Here is a 17765-nt window from a genome sequence, read left to right as displayed (position 1 = left end):
TGGAGCGGGAGGCAGCGGGTGCGGGCCGCCGACGGGCCATGCCGTCCCCGGAGGAGAGAATGTCCCCATGCGCGTCGCTTCACTTTTCTGGCGCCGGCGGCATTGGCTGCTGGCGATGGGCTCCATGCCCTGGTGGCCCCGGCTTGCCGGGGCGTCGGTGCTGGCCGAGCCCGACGGCGGTCTGGTCTGGAGCGAGAGGCTGGCGCGGCAGGCACTGGCCCTGCTGGCGGACGCGGCAGCGAACGGCCTTGACCCCGCGGACTACGGCACCGACGCGCTCGCGCAGCGCTTGCCCGAGGCCTTGGCCCACGCCGGCGAGCCCGCCGGCGCGCGATTGGCCACCGACCTCGGCGCGGCCATGCGCCGCTACCTGCATGAACTGGCGTTCGGCCGCGTCGACCCGCGCACGGTGCACCAGCGCTTCAGCGTGCCGCCTCGGGCGTTCGACCCGGCGCAGGCCCTGGCCGACGCGCTCGCCCTGGGCCGCCTGGACACGGCGGTGCAGGCGGCCGTGCCGCCCCTGCCCATCTATCGCCAGCTGCAGCGGGTGTTGCTGGACCTGCGTGCGCTGGTTGGCCACGCCGCCTGGGCGCACGGCCTGCCGCCCCTGCCGCGACCGCCCGGCGCGCGTGCGCCCAAGCTCGAGACGGGCGGGGTCTGGTCCGGCCTGCCCTTGCTGGCCCAACGCCTGGTCCTCCTGGGCGATCTGGCGCCCGATGCGCCGGTGGGCGATCGACTCGACGGCGCCGTGCAGTCTGCGCTGCAGGCCTTTCAGGCGCGGCATGGCCTGACGGCCGACGGCGTGCTGGGCGCCGGCACCCTGGCGGCGCTGGAGGTGCCGCCCGACGCCCGTGTCCGCCAGGTGGCCCTGACCATGGAGCGGCTGCGCTGGACGCCGCTGTTGCAAGGGCCGCGCATGATCGTCGTCAACATCCCCGAGTACGTGCTGCGCGCCTACGAGGTGGTCGACGGCCGCATCGAGGTGCGCCTGAGCATGCGCGTGATCGTCGGCAAGGCGCTGGACCATGCGACGCCGCTGTTCGATGAACGCCTGCGCAGCATCGAGTTCAGCCCGTACTGGAACGTGCCTGCGTCGATCGCGCGCCAGGAAACGGTGCCGCGCCTGCGCCGCGACCCGGCGCACTGGGCGCGCCAGGGGTTCGAATTCGTCGCAGGGGACGGGTCGGTGGACACGGCGCTGACACCGGCCAAACTCGACGCCGTGCTGGCCGGGCGCCTGCGCATCCGCCAGCGCCCCGGGCCGGCCAATGCGCTGGGCGACATCAAGTTCGTCTTTCCCAACCGCGACAACATCTACCTGCACCACACGCCGTCCGTCGGCCTGTTCGCGCGCGAGCGGCGGGATTTCAGCCACGGATGCATTCGCGTCGAAGACCCGGTGGCGCTGGCGCGCTTCGTCATGGCGGGCATGCCGGGGTGGGACGAGGCCCGCATTCGCGCGCAGATGGCGGCCGGCACGTCCACCCACGTTGCCTTGCGCGATCCGCTGCCGGTGCTCATCGCCTACGGCACGGTGCTGGTCAAGCAGGGGCGCCCGCACTTCTTCGCCGACGTGTATCGTCACGACGCCCGCTTGCAGGCCGCGCTGGATGCGCGCCCTCGGCCCTACCGCCTACCCTCCCGATGAACGCCCCAATGAACGCCCCAATGAACGCCCGAACCCCTGTTCCCGCTTCCCGCCGCCGCTTTCTGCGCCAGGGCCTGGGCGCCGTGGCCGCCGCGCCGCTGCTCGCGCTCCCTCGGCACGTGTGGGCCGCACCCCAGCGCGCCCTGGCCTTCGATCACCTGCACACACGCGAACAGATCGACCTGGTGTACGCGCGCGGCACCGACTACCTGCCCGACGCCCTGGGTCGCCTCGACCACTTCCTGCGCGACCACTACTCGGGTGACGTGGGCCACATCGATCCCGGCCTGCACGACCTGCTGCACGCCCTGCGGCGGGTGCTCGCCACCGAGCGGCCGTATCAGGTGATCTCGGGCTACCGGTCGCCCGTCACGAACGCCCATCTGAAAGCCACGCGCGGCGGCGGCGTGGCCACCCGCAGCCTGCACATGGATGGGCGTGCCATCGACGTGCGACTGCCCGGCGTGCCGCTGGCCGACTTGCGCGACGCGGCGCTGTCGCTAAAGGCCGGCGGCGTTGGCTATTACCCGCGCGAGCAATTCGTGCACGTCGACACCGGGCGGGTGCGGCGCTGGGGTGGGTAACCGCCGTTCGGCGCGCTCAGGCCGGCGCTTGCCAGCCCGCCCGGGCGTCTTCCGGAATGGGCCGAGGCCGCCCTTCCAGGTCGATCGCCACGTAGGTGAGGTTCGCCTCCGTCACCTTCAGGTACTGCCCTTGCGAAGAGATGCGCTCGGCGAAGACCTCCACCATCACGGTGATGGAGGTGCGGCCGATGCGCGTGACCTGCGAATAGAAGCTCAGGATGTCCCCCACCCGAACCGGTTGTTTGAAGATGAACTGGTTCACCGCCACCGTGGCCATGCGGCCGCGCACGTAGCGCGCGGGCAGCACGGCGCCCGCCAGGTCGACCTGGGCCATGACCCAGCCGCCGAAGATGTCGCCGTTGGCGTTGCAGTCCGCCGGCATGGGGATCACCTTCAGCACCAGTTCCCGGTGATCCGAGGGCAATGAGGGCAATGGCGCGTGGGCGGGGCTTGAATCGGTGGGCATGGGCACAATCTCCGGCTGACTCCCACGATTGTCTTGCATGCGCCGCGACATCCCCACCCATGGCCACGTGGCCATGCCTCCCGCCTCCGCCAACGCAGCGGCCGCACACGAGCGGCGCTCCGACTGGTCCACGCTCAAACGCCTGCTGCCCTACCTGTGGCAATACAAGTGGCGCGTGATGGCGGCGCTGGCTTTCATGGTGGGGGCCAAGGCCGCCAACGTGGGCGTGCCGGTGCTGCTCAAGCAACTGGTGGACGCCATGAGCATTCCCGCCGGCAGCGCCCAGGCGCTGCTGGTGGTGCCGCTGGGCCTGCTGCTGGCCTATGGTGGCCTGCGCCTGTGCACCAGCCTGTTCACCGAGCTGCGCGAACTGGTCTTCGCCAAGGCCACCGAGGGCGCTACGCGCCACATGGCGCTGGAGGTGTTCGGCCATCTGCACAGCCTGAGCCTGCGCTTTCACCTGGAGCGGCAGACCGGCGGCATGACGCGCGACATCGAGCGCGGCACGCGCGGCGTGCAGTCGCTCATCTCGTACTCGCTCTACAGCATCGTGCCCACCTTCATCGAGGTGGCCATGGTGCTCACCCTGCTGGGCACGCAGTTCGACATGGGCTACGTGTGGATCACGCTGGCCGCACTGGTGCTGTACGTGAGCTTCACGGTGGTGGTGACGGAGTGGCGCACGCAGTTTCGCCGCCGCATGAACGAGCTTGAATCGATCGGCCAGACGCGCGCCATCGATTCGCTGCTGAACTACGAGACGGTCAAGTACTTCAACAACGAGGCCTACGAGGCCGCGCGCTACGACGAGGCCCTGCAGAAGCTGCGCAAGGCACGGTTGGTGAGCCAGCGCACCATGTCGCTGCTCAACACGGGGCAGCAGCTCATCATCGCCACGGCGCTGGTGCTCATGCTCTGGCGCGCCACGCAGGGCGTGGTGGCGGGTGCGCTCACCCTTGGCGACCTGGTAATGATCAACGCCTTCATGATCCAGCTCTACATCCCGCTGGGTTTTCTGGGCGTCCTCTACCGCGAGATCAAACAGAGCCTGACCGACCTGGACAAGATGTTCGTGTTGCTGGAGAAAGAGCGCGAGGTGGCCGATGAACCTGGCGCGCGACCGCTGACGCTGGACGGCCCGCCGACGCTGCGCTTCGAGAATGTGCATTTCTCCTACGAGCCCGCGCGCGAGATCCTGCACGGCGTGAGCTTCGAGATCCCCGCCGGCAAGACGGTGGCCGTGGTGGGGCCGTCCGGCTCGGGCAAGAGCACGCTGGCCCGTTTGCTCTACCGCTTCTACGACGTCAGCAACCGGGACGAGGGCGGCCGCATCACCGTCGACGGCCAGGACATTGCCGAGGTCACCCAGGGCAGCGTGCGCGAGGCCATCGGCATCGTCCCGCAGGACACGGTGCTGTTCAACGACACCATCGAATACAACATCCTCTACGGCCGGCCCGAGGCAGGGCACGACGCGGCGGTGGCGGCGGCCGAGGCGGCGCACATCCGCAGCTTCATCGAGCGCTTGCCGCAAGCCTGGCGCACCATGGTGGGCGAGCGCGGGCTCAAGCTCTCGGGCGGTGAGAAGCAGCGCGTGGCCATCGCGCGAACCCTGCTCAAGAACCCACCGATCCTCATTTTTGATGAGGCGACCAGTGCGCTCGATTCGGCCAACGAGCGGGCGATCCAGGCGGAACTGCGCCTGGTGTCGAAGCACAAAACCGCGCTGGTGATTGCCCACCGTCTCTCCACAGTGGTCGACGCGCACGAGATCCTGGTGCTGGACAGCGGACGGATCGTCGAACGCGGGCGGCACGCCGATCTGGTGGCGCAAGGCGGCGCCTACGCCCGCATGTGGGCACTGCAGCAAGCCGGCAACGATTGATCACCCGATCGCGAAAACCCCAGCGGGTTTCGCCCCTTCACCGCACCATAATCGCGCGCCATGGAAACCAAGTGGCTGGAAGACTTTGTCAGTCTTGCCGAAACCCGCAGCTTCAGCCGATCGGCGCAGCTGCGGCACGTCACCCAGCCGGCGTTCTCGCGCCGCATCCAGTCGCTGGAGGCCTGGGCCGGTACCGATCTCGTGGATCGCTCGTCCTACCCCACGCGGCTCACGCCGGCCGGGCAGACGCTCTACGAGCAGGCGCTGGACCTGCTGCAGACCCTCAACACCACGCGCGCCATGCTGCGCGCGCACACGGCTGCGGCGCAGGACGTCATCGAATTCGCCGTGCCACACACCCTGGCCTTCACTTTCTTCCCGCAGTGGCTCTCGGGCCTGCGCGAGACGGTCGGCCCGGTGAAAAGCCGTCTGATCGCGCTCAACGTGCACGACGCCGTGATGCGCCTGGTGGAAGGCAGTTGTGACCTGCTGATCGCCTACCACCACGCTGCGCACCCCATCCAGCTGGACACCTCGCGCTACGAGATGCTGCCCCTGGGCACCGAGGTGCTGGCGCCCTACAGCCGGCCCAACGCGCAGGGCGGTCCGCAGTACGCGCTGCCATCGCCCAGCGGGCAGGCGCAGCCCTTCCTGGGCTACGCCCCCGGGGCCTACCTGGGCCGCGCGGTCGAGCACCTGCTCAAGGACACGCCGCTGGCCACGCAGCTCGAGCGCGTCTACGAAACCGACATGGCCGAAGGCCTGAAGGCCATGGCCATCGAAGGTCATGGCATCGCCTTCCTGCCGGCCAGCGCCGTACGCAACGAGGTCGCGGCGCGGCGCCTGGTGCCCGCGGCCGATGGCCTCACCCTCACGCTGGACATCCGCCTGTACCGCACGCGGCCGATGGACACCAGCAAGGGCAAGCGTGCCGCCATCGGCTTCTGGAATCGCCTGAGCGACCTGCTGGCCTGAGCCGCCGAGCACCACCGCCGATCGGCACGCCGATTCCGTTGGTGCGGCCGTGCAAAGAAATACCGCATTCGCGGTAGCGGTCGCCGAGGAAGTGCGACGTATCGTCCCGTCCCACCGTGGATGCACGACACACCGTCAGGACGCTCGCCATGCCCCAGCCCTCGCTTTCCGTCTCTCTGCGCACGGCGCTTACCGCGCTGGCTTTCGTGTTCTCCGCCGGCCTCGCCCCGGCCGCTGACGCGGGCCCCGTGATCGACCAGATCCGAAGCCAGGGTCGCATCGTGATCGCGCACCGTGAGTCCTCGGTGCCGTTTTCCTACGTCGGGCCGGACAAGCGACCCATCGGCTACGCGGTGGACATCTGCCGTCGCCTGGCCGCGGCCGTGCAGGCCAAGCTGGGGCTACCGGGCCTGCAGATCGATTTCCTGCAGGTGACCCCGGCCAACCGCATCGACGCGATCGAGACCGGCAAGGCCCACCTGGAATGCGGCTCCACCACCAACAACGCCGCGCGGCGCGAGAAGGTGGCTTTCACCATTCCTCACTTCATTACCGGTGCGCGCATGCTGGTCAAGGCCGGCAGCGGCCTCGAGCGCATCGACCAGCCCGAGATCAAGCGCGTGGCCGTCACCCGCAACACCACGCCCCTGGGCGCGGTGCGCCGCATCAAGGCCGAGCGCGGGCTGCGCATGGAAATCGTCGAGACGGAGGACCACGAGAAGGCCATTCAGATGGTCGAGCGCGGCGAGGCCGACGCCTTCGTGATGGACGACGTGCTGCTCTATGGCCTGGCCTCCGTGCGACCCGATCCCGCCGCGTTGAAGGTGGTGGGCCGTTTCATGACGACGGAGCCGCTGGCCATCATGCTGCCCAAGGGCGATGCGGCGTTCAAGAAGATCGTGGACGACGAAATGCGCCGCCTGATCTTCAGCCGCGAGATCCATGGCATCTACCAGCAGTGGTTCGAGCAGGCGATTCCGCCCAACAACGTGCCGCTGAACCTGCCCATCAGCTATCTGCTGCGCGACTTCTGGAAGTTCCCCACCGACCAGGTGCCCTGAGCGGGCCTGTGGCGGTCGCTGCGACAATCGCGGCACCATGAGCGCCGCCACCCCCGACACCCTCACCTTCACCCGCCCCGACGACTGGCACCTGCACGTGCGCGATGGCGCTGCCCTGCAGGCCGTGGTGCCCCACACCGCCGCGCAGTTCGGCCGCGCGATCATCATGCCCAACCTCAAGCCGCCGGTGACCACGGCGGCGCAGGCGCAGGCCTACCGCGAGCGCATCCTCGCGGCCGTGCCTCAGGGCGTGGCCTTCGAGCCGCTGATGACGCTCTACCTCACCGATAACCTCCCGCCCGATGAGATGGCGCGCGCCCGGGCCGCCGGTGTCGTCGCCCTCAAGCTGTACCCGGCCGGCGCCACCACCAACAGCGACGCGGGCGTGACCGACATCCGCAAGACCTACAAGACGCTGGAGGCCATGCAGCGCGAGGGCCTGAAGCTGCTGGTGCACGGCGAGGTCACCTCGGCCGACATCGACCTGTTCGACCGCGAGGCCGTGTTCATCGACCAGGTGCTGATCCCGCTGCGGCGCGACTTCCCCGAACTGAAGATCGTGATGGAGCACATCACCACGAAAGAGGCCGCGCAGTACGTGGCCGGCGCGGGCGCGCACACCGCGGCCACCATCACCGCGCACCACCTGCTCTACAACCGCAACGCCATCTTCCTGGGCGGCATCCGCCCGCACTACTATTGCCTGCCCGTGCTCAAGCGCGAGACGCACCGCGTGGCCCTGGTGCAAGCCGCCACCAGTGGCAGCGACCGCTTCTTCCTGGGCACCGACAGCGCGCCGCACCCGGCGCACCTGAAGGAACACGCCGTGGGTTGCGCGGGCTGCTACACCGCGCACGCCGCGGTGGAGCTCTACGCCGAAGCCTTCGAGACCGCCGGTGCGCTCGACAAGCTCGAAGGCTTCGCCAGCTTTCACGGCCCCGACTTCTACGGTTTGCCGCGCAACGCCGGCACCGTGACGCTCAAGCGCGAAACCTGGACGACGCCCGAGTCCTACGCCTTTGGCGAAGCCCAGCTCAAGCCGCTGCGCGGGGGCGAGGCGCTGCGCTGGCGGCTGATGGCCTGAACATGCTCATCGACTGGTCGGCCCCGTGGTTCGGTCCCGTGGCCGACGCGGGCCGTACGGTGCAGGCCGCGCAGGCGCAAGGACTGTCGCTGCCCGAGGCCCTGAACCGCCACGCTGCCGGGCCCCTGATCGCGGTGTCGCAATCGGACCTGCCTGAGGGTGTGGCCTACGAAGCCTTCATTGCCGCCACGGGCCGCGTGCCCACGCGCGAGAACCCGCACGATCTGTTCAATGGCCTGATCTGGCACCGCTTTCCCGCGAGCAAGCGCCAACTCAACCGCTTGCAGGCGCAGGCGATCGCGGCCGACGGCGTGGGCGCGGTGCGTGGGCCCTTGCGCGACGCCATCACCCTCTTCGACGAAAACGCAGCGCTGCTGCGCGCGCCCGAGCCGCTGTGGCGCGCCTTGCTCGCGCGCGACTGGCCGGCCCTGTTCGTCGAGAGGCGCCGCGCGTGGGCGCAGGCGCGACTGGTGCTGTTCGGCCACGCGCTGCTGGAGAAGCTGGCGCAACCCTACAAGTCCATCACCGCGCACGTGTTGGCGCTGCCGGTGCCCGAGTCGCTGGGCGATGACCTGGCGGCCTGGGACGCCTGGTTGGCCGAGCGGCTCGACGCTTCGCGCCTGCGCGCCAAGCCCTTCACGCCCTTGCCGGTGTTGGGCGTGCCCGGTTGGTGGGCGGCCAACGCCGACCCGGCGTTCTACGCCGATCGGGCGGTGTTCCGCCCGCCGCGCACCGCTTGAATCCAGCGCCATCAACCCCACTTGTCGTGCCGGTATCATCCGCTGCCCCTCCACGGCGGCGGGGAACCTGAAGGCCCGAATCGGGGTCATCTGGCGCAGCCGGCACCCACGAGCCCGGCGCCTAACGGAGCACACATGAAACGCATCCTGCTGTTCGTTCTGACCAACTTTGCCGTCATGGCGGTGTTGTTGATCACCACGCGAATTCTCGGCGTGGACCGTTTCCTCACGGCCAACGGCCTGAACATGACGGCGCTGGCCGGCTTCTCGCTCGTCATCGGTTTCGGCGGCGCCATCATCTCGCTGCTGATGAGCAAGCCCATGGCCAAGTTCAGCACCGGCGCGCGCGTGATCAACCAGCCGCAGACGGCCGACGAGGCCTGGATCGTGCAGACCGTGCAGAAATTCGCCGACAAGGCCGGCATCGGCATGCCCGAGGTCGCCATCTTCGAAGGCGCGCCCAACGCCTTCGCCACCGGTGCCTTCAAGAACAGCGCCCTGGTGGCGGTGTCCACCGGCCTGCTGCAGAACATGACGCGCGAAGAAGTCGAGGCCGTGATCGGTCACGAGGTCGCGCACGTGGCCAACGGCGACATGGTCACCATGACGCTGATCCAGGGCGTGATGAACACCTTCGTGGTGTTCCTGTCGCGCGTCATCGGCTACGCGGTGGACGGCTTCCTGCGCCGCGGCAGCGACAGCAACTCGGGTCCCGGCATCGGCTACATGGTCACCACCATCGTGATGGACATCGTGCTGGGCTTCCTGGCCGCCATCATCGTGGCCTGGTTCAGCCGCCAGCGCGAGTTCCGCGCCGACGCGGGTGCCGCGCAGCTCATGGGCCGCAAGCAACCCATGATCAACGCACTGGCCCGCCTGGGCGGCCTCACGCCGGGCGAACTGCCCAAGACCATGCAGGCCCTGGGCATCACCGGCGGTCTGGGCAAGCTGTTCAGCACCCACCCGCCGATCGAAGAGCGCATCGCCGCGCTGCAGGCGAGTTGATCGCGGGGCGAGTGCCCAGCAGAAAGGCCACCCGAGGGTGGCCTTTTCTTTTGTCCGTGGAAACGGCGTTCAGCGGTTGCGGTCGTAGTGCGGGTGGCCGGGGTAGTAGCCGGGGCCAGGGTGGCCGCGCCAGCCCGGGGGGCGGTGGTAACGCTGGCCGCCGATGATCACGACCTCGGTGGAAATGTTCGAGTAGCCGGATGGGTAGCTGTTGTCGTAGACCACGTGCGGTGCCGGCGTCTCGTAGCGCACTTGCGGGCGCGACGGGTACGTGGCGGGTGGCGGGGGCATCGCGTCCACCGGCGTGACATTCAAGCGCACATAGCGTCCCGGGTCTTGCGCCATCTGGGTGCGGTACTGGCGGCCGGCGTACTCGTAGACCACGTCGTACGCGACGGTGCGCGGCTCGTAGAAGGTCTGCGTGCCGCAGTTGCGCACGATCTCGGTCTGCGGTGGGCTGGAACCTTCGATGCGGTTGCCCAGCATGGCGCCGCCGATGAGGCCGATGACGGTGGCCGCGGCGCGGCCGCTGCCGTCGCCGATGGCATTGCCCGCCGCGCCGCCAGCGATGGCACCCATCACCGCGCCCGCGCCCGACTTGCGGCCCGGGTAGGTGACCTGCTCATCGGTGCAGACCTGCTGCGGCACCGCCACCTGCTGAATGATGGGCGTGCTGCTGATGACGCGGCCTTGCTCTTCCTGGGCGTGGGCCGTGCCGGTGGCGGCGGCCGCTGCTGCCGCCAGGGGAAGCCAGACAAGCGTTCTGAGGGTGTTCACGGAAGGCTCCTGATAGAGGAATGGGGAGACTGCATGCTGCCTCCGCTGCGTCAAGCCGGCGTGCCGGTCTTGTCACTTTTTGTAAAGGCGCCGACGGGCGGCTGGCCGAGCAGTTCACGGGCCAGGGCCTCTGCCACCTTCAGGCCGTCCACGCCGGCCGACAGGATGCCGCCGGCGTAGCCCGCACCTTCGCCGGCCGGGTACAGGCCGCGCGTGTTGGGACTTTGCAGAGTCTCGTCCCGGTCGAGGCGCAGGGGTGAGGAGGTACGCGTTTCCACGCCGGTGAGCAGGGCGTCGGGCAGGTCGTAGCCGCGGATCTGGCGGCCGAAGACGGGCAGGGCCTCGCGGATGGCCTCGATCGCGTAGGTGGGCAGGGAAGGGGCCAGGTCCGTGAGGTGGATGCCGGGCCTGTACGAGGGCTCGACCTCGCCGAGCGCGGTGCTGGGCTGCGCGGCGAGGAAGTCCCCCACGCGTTGGCCCGGCGCGCTGTAGTCGCGTCCGCCAAGTTCGTAGGCGCGGCTTTCCAGTTGGCGCTGCAGCACCACGCCGGCCAGCGGATGGTGCCGTCCCTGGGCGCGCAAGGCCTCGGCCTGCGCGGCGTAGCGCGCGCCGTCGGCCTCGCCGAAGGCGGCGGTCCACAGCGGGGTGTCCTGCGGAAAGGTCTGGGGGTAGTCGCTGGGCTCGATGCCCACGACCAGGCCCGAGTTGGCGTTGCGCTCGGCGCGCGAGTACTGGCTCATGCCGTTGGTGACCACACGCCCAGGCTCGGACGTCGCGGCCACCACCGTGCCACCCGGGCACATGCAGAAGCTGTACACGGCGCGGCCGTTCTTCGCGTGGTGCACGAGCTTGTAGTCGGCCGCGCCCAGCAGCGGGTGGCCGGCATGGCGGCCCCAGCGCGCGCGGTCGATCAGACTTTGCGGGTGTTCGATGCGGAAACCCACCGAGAAGGGCTTGGCCTCCATGGCCACGCCCAGGTCCCACAACCAGGCGAAGGTGTCGCGCGAGCTGTGGCCCAGGGCCAGCACCAGGTGCCGAGCGGGCACTTCGATCGCCTCGTCCGTGTCGAGCCGGTGCACGCGCAAGGCGCGCACGCGGCGCTCGGCGCCTTCGCCCTCGGTGATCAACCCCGTGAGTTGGTGCTGGAAGCGGATCTCGCCGCCGAGCGCGCGGATCTTCTCTCGCATGGCCTCCACCACCTTCACCAGCTTGAAGGTGCCGATGTGCGGGTGCGCGGTGGTGAGGATCTCCTCAGGTGCGCCAGCCTCCACGAATTCGCGCATGACCTTGCGGCCGAGGAAGCGCGGGTCCTTGATCTGGCTGTAGAGCTTGCCGTCGGAGAACAGGCCCGCGCCGCCTTCGCCGAATTGCACGTTGCTCTGCGGGTTGAGCGCGCGGCGGCGCCACAGGCCCCAGGTGTCTTGCGTGCGTTCGCGCACCGGCTTGCCGCGTTCCAGCACGATGGGCTTGAACCCCATTTGCGCGAGCGCGAGGGCGGCGAACAGGCCACAGGGGCCGAAGCCGACCACCACGGGGCGTTCGTCCTCGGTGCGCGGAAAACCTTCGGGTGCGTGGCCCGGCGCCGACCACGACATGTCGGGCGTGGGCCGCACGTGCGGGTGCTTCGCGTGGCGCGTCAGCAGCTCGGCTTCGGCCGCGGGGTCGGCCAGTTCGACGTCGACGATGTAGACCGCGAGCAGTTCGGCTGTTCGGGCGTCGAAGCTGCGCTTGAAGACCGTGAGCGTGGCGATGTCGGCGGGATCGACGCCCAGCGCCTGCGCGGCCAGGCGGGTGAGGGCGTCCACCGGGTGCGGTGGCGGCGCGCGGTCGGCCTCGGTTTCGGCGGGGGCGTCGGCGGCGCGGCGCTCTTCGGCCGGCAGCTCGGCCAGGGGGAGTTTGAGTTCGGCGATGCGGATCATGGGTCGTGGGGCTTGTGGCGATCAAGCGGACCAGGAAGCCGGCGATTGTCGCCGCAGCGCGATCAGGACGGCGTGACGAGGGGCAGCCGGGGAAAGTGGCGCCGGAAGCGGTTCGGATCGCGCGTGAGCAATTGCAGGCCCTGAAGCCACGCGTGGGCGCCGATATAGAAGTCGGGCAGCGGCGCGCTTCGCTGGCCCGATTCCCGCCGGTACAGCCGGAAGGCCTGACCCGCGAGGAAGGCCGCGTCCCAGGGCAGTTGCGCGCGCTGCAGGGGCAGACCGGTGAGCGTGGTCTCCAGGTCGGCCGCCGTCTCGAAGCGCGGGCTGAGTTCAGCCAGGATGATGGGGTTGATGATCAGCGGCCCCGCGTCGGCGCAGCGCTCAAGCTGGCCGATGGACCAGTCGGCCCATTTCGGGTCGTCGACGAACACGTCGATCAGCACGCAGGTGTCCACCAAGGTGCCGGAAGGGCCGGTTTCGCGCAGGTAGCGGGCGTCCGGTTCGGCCACGCGGGAGGGCGCGCCGCTCATGGCTGAGGCCCACGCAGCCACTGCATGAAGGCGTCGGAATCCATGTCCTTGAAGCCGGTGGCGTTGGCGCTGCCGCGCGCGCGTTCGAAGGCACGGCGCACGGGGGAGGCGGCGGATTTGACGGCGCGCAACAGCACGTCGCCATTGGGCAGGACCTCGAAGCTCACCTCGCTGTGCGGCAGCAGACGCGCCCGTTCGCGCACCGCTTGCGGGATGGTGACCTGGCCTTTGCTGGTGATTTTCATGGTAATACTCCGCTCAAGTAAGAATCGTACCAAGGCTCGCTCGTGTTATTGACCCGGGCAAAATTGAATTGTCCGGGTATAATTTGCGCATGTCTGCAGAAACCCATTCCCGATGCACCGCGTTTCTGGGCGCCCGCCGCGTGGCTTTTGGCGCCTACGACGAGGTGGCCCGCGCGCTGGAAGCGATTGACCTGTCGGCCGGTGGCCTGCTGGTGTTCGACGACACCACTGGCGCCCAGATCGACCACCCGCTGCCGTCCACGCCGCCCCGACCCCGCGAGGCCCCGGCCCCGCAGGTGGGCCGTCCCCGCCTGGGGGTGGTGGCGCGCGAGGTCACCCTGCTGCCGCGCCACTGGGAATGGCTGGCCCGCCAGCCCGGCGGCGCCTCGGCCGCGCTGCGCCGCCTGGTGGACGAAGCGCGCCGCGCGAACGCCGGGCGCGATGCGCGGCGTGAGGCCACCGAACGCGCCTACCGCTTCATGAGCGCCATCGCGGGCGGCTTTCCCGGCTTCGAGGAAGCCTCGCGCGCGCTGTTCGCCCACGACGCCGAGGCCTTCTCCCGCCACATCGCGCCCTGGCCGCCCGATGTGCAGGCGCACGCCAACTGGCTTGCGCGCGACGCCTTCACGCCCACCGAACCCCTCGACACCAACGACTGATTGCCCACCATGCCTCCCTCCACCCAAGGCCCGCTCTGGCGGGTCTATCTCGTGTTCCTCGTGCCCATGGTGCTGTCCAACATCCTTCAGGGGCTGTCGGGCACGCTCAACGGCATCTTCATCGGGCAGATGCTGGGCACGCACGCGCTGGCGGCGGTGTCGGGCATGTTCCCCATCGTGTTCTTTTTCATCTCGTTGGTGATCGGTCTGGGCGCGGGCGCCTCGGTGCTGATCGGCCAGGCCTGGGGCGCGCGCGAGCCGCACAAGGTGAAGGCCATCGCGGGCACGGCGCTCATGCTGGGCGCGCTCATCGGTGTGGCCGCCGCGGTGTTGGGCGTGGTGTTCGCGCGGCCCGCCATGCAGGCCCTGGGCACGCCACTGGACGTGCTGGATGACGCCGTGGCGTATGCGCGCGTGATGCTGCTGATCATGCCGCTGCTGCTGGTGTTCATCCTCTTCACGCAGCTGCTGCGCGGCGTGAGCGACACGGTCTCGCCGCTGATGGCGCTGCTGCTGTCCACGGCGATCGGCCTGGCGCTCACGCCGGCGCTCATCAAGGGCTGGCTCGGCTTGCCGCCACTGGGCATCCAGAGCGCGGCCTATGCGGGCCTGGTGTCGTACGCGCTGGCCTTGGGCTTCCTGTGCTGGCGGCTGGCGCGCCGCGGCAGCGTGTTGGCCTTCGACGCCGAGATGCGTGCCGCGCTGCGGCTGGACCGCGCCATCCTCGGCAAGGTCATGCGCATTGGCTTGCCCACCGGCGTGCAGATGGTGGTGATCTCGGTGTCCGAGCTCATCATCCTGGCGCTGGTGAACGGCCACGGCTCGCAGGCCACCGCAGCCTACGGCGCGGTCACGCAGGTGGTGAACTACGTGCAGTTCCCCGCCCTGTCCATCGCCATCACCACCTCCATCCTGGCGGCGCAGTCCATCGGCGCGGGGCGGGTCGATCGACTGGGCGCCATTCTGCGCACCGGCCTGTGGCTCAACCTGGTGCTCACGGGCGCGCTGGTGTTGCTGGGCTACGCGCTGTCGCACCACCTGCTGGGCCTGTTCCTCACGCAGGCCGAGGTGCGCCTGCAGGCCGAGCACCTGCTGCACATCATGCTGTGGAGCATCCTGATCTTCGGCTTCCAGGCCATCGTGGGCGGGCTCATGCGCGCCAGCGGCGTGGTGATGGTGCCCATGGCGATCTCCATCTTCTGCATCCTGGGCGTGCAGTTGCCGGCGGCCTGGCTGCTGGACGCGCGCTTCGGCCTGCCGGGCATCTGGATCGGCTTTCCGGTGGCCTATGTCTCGATGCTGCTGCTGCAGACGGCGTTCTACCGCTTCGTGTGGCGGCACCGGAAGATTGAGCGGCTGATCTGAGCGGCCTTCGAGGGCGGGAGATAATCCCGCCCGTGAAGCGCGCCAGACCGCCGCTGGCACGAGACCCGAAAGGGTGTGCTGGAGGAACGTCCGGACTGCACAGGGCAGCGTAGGAGGTAACACCTCTCCACCGACAAGTCGCAAGACCCTAAGGTGAGGATCAGAGCAACAGAGACGAGCCGATTCAGTTCGGGTGAAACGGGCAATCTCTACGCGCAGCAACACCAAATAGGCCAGCGTTGATGTGGTCCCGCGGAGCTGGCGGGTAGGTGGCATCGAGCCGTCCGGGTGACCGGCGGCCCAGAAGAATGGCGGTCACGTTCCGGGCAACCGGAACGCACAGAATCCGGCTTATCGGCGCGCTTCACACTTTTCTTTTCGTCATGTGCACGGCCCACCTAGGGCCCCGGGAATGGCAATTGCCCACAGGTCCCCGGAGGGTTTTTCCCCAACGAAAGGACCGCACATGACGAACCTCAGCAAGACCATGCTCGCCTCCCTGCTCGCCGTGGGAGTGGTCACCGCCACCTCCGCGCAGCAGCGGGTCCAGTCCACGACCGACCCGAGGCTGTACGGCGAGATCGGCTTGTCCCAACTGAAGATCGAGGCCGAGGATGGCCCCTTGAGCGCTGAGGCCAAGCCTGGCTTGCTCACCGGCACGCTGGGCTACCAGCTGTGGCCGTTCCTGGCCATCGAAGGCCAGGTGGCTGGCAACGTGATGAAGGACGAGATCAAGCTCAACGGTGTGAACACCGGCGTGGACGCCAAGATCCCGCACATGGTCGGCCTCTTCGTGAAGCCGACCTTGCCGATCGGCGATCGTGTCGAGCTGTTCGCCCGGGCGGGCGTGGTGCGCACCAAGCTGAAGCTGTCCACGGGCGGCATCGACGTGGACGACACGGGCACCAGCGGCGCGTACGGCGTGGGCATCAACGTCAACCTGAGCCCGGTGTCGTACCTGCAGGCCAACTGGATGAACTACTACGACAAGGACGACATCAAGCTCCAGGGCGTGGGCCTGATGTACGGGCGGCGTTTCTGAGCGAGCCGCATCGGATGAAGGAAGGCCGCTGCGCGCGGCCTGCCTTCAGGCGTTGAAACCACCGAGCGCGCGGATGCGCTCGACGTGCGCCAGCAGCGAGCGCCGGGCGACCGGCCACAGGCGCTCGGGCACGTCGTCGTAGGCCAGGGGCACCCAGTCGTCCAGTCCCCCGTCGGGCCGCGCCTGCATGGCGCGCGCGATCTTGGCCTCGCGCGCGAGTCGGTGCGCCTTGAGGTGGTCGATGGCGCGGCGTGCGCCGCCTTCCACAGGCGCCGAGGCGTTGTCGGCCGAGCGCCTCAGGTCGCCCAGCACATGGCCGTGCGCGGGCAGGATGAAATCGATGCCGTGCTCGTCGCACAGCGCGGCCAGCCGGTCGAGCGAGCCGAGGTAGGCGCTCATGTCGCCATCGGGCGGATCGATGACGGTGGTGCTGCCATTGAGGATCTGGTCGCCCGAGAACAGGAGGCCGTCTTCCAGCAGCACCAGGCACAGGTGGTTGGCCGCGTGGCCGGGTGTGTGCACGGCCATCAGCGTGTGCGTGGTGCCGTCGGGGGCCTGCAGCACCAGGCGCTCGTTGTCGGCCAGGGTCCGGTCGGGTGAGAAGCGGCTGTTCTCGCGCGCCGTGGGCGCGCTGGCCAGGCCCAGGATGGGCGGGGGCGTGGCGCCGGCCTGCGCGCACAGGGCCTGCAGGCGCGCGGCGCCGGGGGAATGGTCGGGGTGTGAATGCGTGCAGACGATGGCGCGCAGATCCGCACCGCAGGCGCGCCACAGGCGCTCGATGTGCGCGCTGTCGTCCGGGCCCGGGTCGATGGCGATGTAGCCACTGGCCGGGTCGCCCACGATGTAGCTGTTGGTGCCGGGGCCGGTCATCACGCCGCTGTTGGGCGCGGTCAGGCGCATCACCTGCTTGAGCAGCGGCACGGGCTGTTCGTGCTGCCAGTCCAGCGGGTGCACGATCTGGCCGTCGGGGCAGACGAGCGCGAGCTCACCGAAGGGCGGCTCGTGCTCCATGTGGCGCGACTCGCGGCCGCGCACCAGGCCGGCGCGCGGGCAGCTCGTCCACAGCGGCTCGTCGTGCGCGGCGCAAGCGTCCAGCACCGACTGCACCGTGGCGTGGATCTGCAGGCGCTCCAGCGTGCGGATGGTGGGAAAGATGATGAAGAACTGGCCGGCCGCGTGGCGCGCGAGCGCGTCGGCCGGGCGCACCCACTGCGGCTCGAACTGCTCGCTCTCGTCGGCCACGGGCTCCTGGCCCTCGGGCATGCGCGCGATGAGAAAGGGCACGTCGAAGCGGCGCGAGAGGTCGCGGTCGGTGATCCAGTGCGCGAAGACGAAGACCTCATCCGCCGCCAGCCGCAGGCCGCGCGCGGTGCACTGCGGCGCGAAGGGGGCCTGGCGGTCCAGCGCGGCGATGTCCTCGGCCGTGGCCCAGGCACCGTCGGCGCGGCGCGCCAGCAGCACGCCGAGCTCCTCGAAGCTCTCGCGGATGGCGGCGATGGCTTGCGTGAGGCGCAGGTCGGTTTGCGTGGGCCGTCGCGCGGCGGCGCCGAAGGCCTGGGCGTCGGCGGCGTCGATGCCGCCGCCCGGGAACACGTAGGCGCCGGGCGCGAAGCTGGCCGTCATCGAGCGGCGCGTCATCAGGACCTCGACGCCCTCGGGGCCGTCGCGCAGCAGCAGCACGGTGGCGGCGGGACGCAGGGGGTCTCTTTTAAACATCTCCGAGCCCACGGGACTCCTGAGCATCTCGTATGCCGTCTTCTGGTTTGAAAAAAAAAAAAAA

The 17765-nt window shown here is 69.4% G+C and carries 17 protein-coding genes and 1 other RNA gene; 12 read left to right on the top strand and 6 right to left on the bottom strand.

The features are described 5' to 3' along the window. Window positions 1-67: 67 nt before the first annotated feature. Window positions 68-1648 (top strand): L,D-transpeptidase family protein, encoded by a 1581-nt coding sequence (locus BN948_RS19720; RefSeq protein WP_009519042.1) that lies wholly within the window; start codon window positions 68-70, stop codon window positions 1646-1648. A 20-nt stretch (window positions 1649-1668) separates the two neighbouring features. Then, window positions 1669-2232 (top strand): peptidoglycan L,D-endopeptidase MepK, encoded by a 564-nt coding sequence (mepK, locus tag BN948_RS19715; protein ID WP_035623325.1) that lies wholly within the window; start codon window positions 1669-1671, stop codon window positions 2230-2232. 16 nt (window positions 2233-2248) lie between these two features. Here the strand turns inward: mepK and BN948_RS19710 are convergent, their stop codons facing one another. Then, on the bottom strand, window positions 2249-2698 hold the full coding sequence (locus BN948_RS19710) for an acyl-CoA thioesterase (RefSeq protein ID WP_009519044.1): 450 nt from the start codon (window positions 2696-2698) through the stop codon (window positions 2249-2251). A 37-nt stretch (window positions 2699-2735) separates the two neighbouring features. Here BN948_RS19710 and BN948_RS19705 point away from each other — a divergent pair, with 37 nt between their 5' ends. From BN948_RS19705 to htpX, 6 genes are all read left to right on the top strand, one after another. After that, window positions 2736-4583, top strand: a complete 1848-nt coding sequence (locus BN948_RS19705) for an ABCB family ABC transporter ATP-binding protein/permease (protein WP_009519045.1) — start codon at window positions 2736-2738, stop codon at window positions 4581-4583. Between the two features lie 60 nt (window positions 4584-4643). Beyond that, on the top strand, window positions 4644-5558 hold the full coding sequence (locus BN948_RS19700) for a LysR substrate-binding domain-containing protein (protein ID WP_009519046.1): 915 nt from the start codon (window positions 4644-4646) through the stop codon (window positions 5556-5558). A gap of 149 nt (window positions 5559-5707) precedes the next feature. Further along, the gene (locus BN948_RS19695; RefSeq protein ID WP_009519047.1) at window positions 5708-6619 is read left to right on the top strand and encodes an amino acid ABC transporter substrate-binding protein; all 912 of its coding nucleotides are present in this window, start codon (window positions 5708-5710) and stop codon (window positions 6617-6619) included. Between the two features lie 37 nt (window positions 6620-6656). Beyond that, window positions 6657-7703: a dihydroorotase gene (pyrC, locus tag BN948_RS19690; RefSeq protein WP_009519048.1), complete on the top strand. Its 1047-nt coding sequence runs from the start codon at window positions 6657-6659 to the stop codon at window positions 7701-7703. Window positions 7704-7705: 2 nt separating this feature from the next. Then, complete coding sequence (locus BN948_RS19685; RefSeq protein ID WP_009519049.1) at window positions 7706-8443, top strand: DUF3025 domain-containing protein; 738 nt, start codon at window positions 7706-7708, stop codon at window positions 8441-8443. A 135-nt stretch (window positions 8444-8578) separates the two neighbouring features. Further along, window positions 8579-9448, top strand: a complete 870-nt coding sequence (gene htpX / locus BN948_RS19680; protein ID WP_009519050.1) for a protease HtpX — start codon at window positions 8579-8581, stop codon at window positions 9446-9448. Between the two features lie 69 nt (window positions 9449-9517). Here the strand turns inward: htpX and BN948_RS19675 are convergent, their stop codons facing one another. From BN948_RS19675 to BN948_RS19660, 4 genes are all read right to left on the bottom strand, one after another. Continuing rightward, a complete protein-coding gene (locus tag BN948_RS19675) occupies window positions 9518-10225 on the bottom strand; it encodes a glycine zipper 2TM domain-containing protein (protein ID WP_009519051.1) in 708 nt (235 codons plus the stop codon). Between the two features lie 50 nt (window positions 10226-10275). Next, on the bottom strand, window positions 10276-12144 hold the full coding sequence (locus BN948_RS19670; RefSeq protein WP_009519052.1) for an NAD(P)/FAD-dependent oxidoreductase: 1869 nt from the start codon (window positions 12142-12144) through the stop codon (window positions 10276-10278). A gap of 62 nt (window positions 12145-12206) precedes the next feature. Next, on the bottom strand, window positions 12207-12674 hold the full coding sequence (locus BN948_RS19665) for a type II toxin-antitoxin system VapC family toxin (protein WP_009519053.1): 468 nt from the start codon (window positions 12672-12674) through the stop codon (window positions 12207-12209). Beyond that, window positions 12671-12919 (bottom strand): AbrB/MazE/SpoVT family DNA-binding domain-containing protein, encoded by a 249-nt coding sequence (locus BN948_RS19660; RefSeq protein WP_009519054.1) that lies wholly within the window; start codon window positions 12917-12919, stop codon window positions 12671-12673. Before BN948_RS19660 ends, BN948_RS19665 begins: the two co-directional genes overlap by 4 nt. Before the next feature lie 89 nt (window positions 12920-13008). On the opposite strand from BN948_RS19660, the gene BN948_RS19655 reads away from it, so the two are divergent. The 4 genes from BN948_RS19655 to BN948_RS19645 all read left to right on the top strand — a co-directional run bounded on the left by BN948_RS19655 (window position 13009) and on the right by BN948_RS19645 (window position 15985). Beyond that, complete coding sequence (locus tag BN948_RS19655; RefSeq protein ID WP_009519055.1) at window positions 13009-13578, top strand: DUF2239 family protein; 570 nt, start codon at window positions 13009-13011, stop codon at window positions 13576-13578. Between the two features lie 9 nt (window positions 13579-13587). Then, entirely contained in the window at window positions 13588-14943 is a 1356-nt protein-coding gene (locus BN948_RS19650) for an MATE family efflux transporter (RefSeq protein WP_009519056.1), read from the top strand. A 34-nt stretch (window positions 14944-14977) separates the two neighbouring features. Continuing rightward, an RNA gene (rnpB, locus tag BN948_RS25825) (RNase P RNA component class A) lies at window positions 14978-15313 on the top strand. Between the two features lie 96 nt (window positions 15314-15409). Beyond that, window positions 15410-15985 carry a porin family protein gene (locus BN948_RS19645; protein WP_009519057.1) on the top strand — a complete coding sequence of 192 codons (576 nt, stop codon included), beginning with the start codon at window positions 15410-15412 and terminating at the stop codon, window positions 15983-15985. Window positions 15986-16030: 45 nt separating this feature from the next. On the opposite strand, the gene BN948_RS19640 is transcribed toward BN948_RS19645, so the two are convergent. Next, a complete protein-coding gene (locus BN948_RS19640; RefSeq protein ID WP_035623322.1) occupies window positions 16031-17701 on the bottom strand; it encodes an MBL fold metallo-hydrolase in 1671 nt (556 codons plus the stop codon). Window positions 17702-17765 lie beyond the last annotated feature (64 nt).

The organism is Hydrogenophaga intermedia (assembly GCF_000723405.1).
Lineage (GTDB): Bacteria > Pseudomonadota > Gammaproteobacteria > Burkholderiales > Burkholderiaceae_C > Hydrogenophaga > Hydrogenophaga intermedia.
Note: the sequence above shows the minus strand (reverse complement) of the source record. Positions and strands in the feature narration are given on the sequence as shown.

What these genes read in the sequence shown, in the direction of transcription:
- BN948_RS19720 (WP_009519042.1), top strand. Translation starts at nt 68, where the DNA reads ATGCGCGTCGCTTCACTTTTCTGGCGCCGGCGGCATTGGCTGCTGGCG.
- mepK (WP_035623325.1), top strand. Translation starts at nt 1,669, where the DNA reads ATGAACGCCCGAACCCCTGTTCCCGCTTCCCGCCGCCGCTTTCTGCGC.
- BN948_RS19710 (WP_009519044.1), bottom strand. Translation starts at nt 2,698, where the DNA reads ATGCCCACCGATTCAAGCCCCGCCCACGCGCCATTGCCCTCATTGCCC.
- BN948_RS19705 (WP_009519045.1), top strand. Translation starts at nt 2,736, where the DNA reads ATGCGCCGCGACATCCCCACCCATGGCCACGTGGCCATGCCTCCCGCC.
- BN948_RS19700 (WP_009519046.1), top strand. Translation starts at nt 4,644, where the DNA reads ATGGAAACCAAGTGGCTGGAAGACTTTGTCAGTCTTGCCGAAACCCGC.
- BN948_RS19695 (WP_009519047.1), top strand. Translation starts at nt 5,708, where the DNA reads ATGCCCCAGCCCTCGCTTTCCGTCTCTCTGCGCACGGCGCTTACCGCG.
- pyrC (WP_009519048.1), top strand. Translation starts at nt 6,657, where the DNA reads ATGAGCGCCGCCACCCCCGACACCCTCACCTTCACCCGCCCCGACGAC.
- BN948_RS19685 (WP_009519049.1), top strand. Translation starts at nt 7,706, where the DNA reads ATGCTCATCGACTGGTCGGCCCCGTGGTTCGGTCCCGTGGCCGACGCG.
- htpX (WP_009519050.1), top strand. Translation starts at nt 8,579, where the DNA reads ATGAAACGCATCCTGCTGTTCGTTCTGACCAACTTTGCCGTCATGGCG.
- BN948_RS19670 (WP_009519052.1), bottom strand. Translation starts at nt 12,144, where the DNA reads ATGATCCGCATCGCCGAACTCAAACTCCCCCTGGCCGAGCTGCCGGCC.
- BN948_RS19665 (WP_009519053.1), bottom strand. Translation starts at nt 12,674, where the DNA reads ATGAGCGGCGCGCCCTCCCGCGTGGCCGAACCGGACGCCCGCTACCTG.
- BN948_RS19660 (WP_009519054.1), bottom strand. Translation starts at nt 12,919, where the DNA reads ATGAAAATCACCAGCAAAGGCCAGGTCACCATCCCGCAAGCGGTGCGC.
- BN948_RS19655 (WP_009519055.1), top strand. Translation starts at nt 13,009, where the DNA reads ATGTCTGCAGAAACCCATTCCCGATGCACCGCGTTTCTGGGCGCCCGC.
- BN948_RS19650 (WP_009519056.1), top strand. Translation starts at nt 13,588, where the DNA reads ATGCCTCCCTCCACCCAAGGCCCGCTCTGGCGGGTCTATCTCGTGTTC.
- BN948_RS19645 (WP_009519057.1), top strand. Translation starts at nt 15,410, where the DNA reads ATGACGAACCTCAGCAAGACCATGCTCGCCTCCCTGCTCGCCGTGGGA.
- BN948_RS19640 (WP_035623322.1), bottom strand. Translation starts at nt 17,701, where the DNA reads ATGTTTAAAAGAGACCCCCTGCGTCCCGCCGCCACCGTGCTGCTGCTG.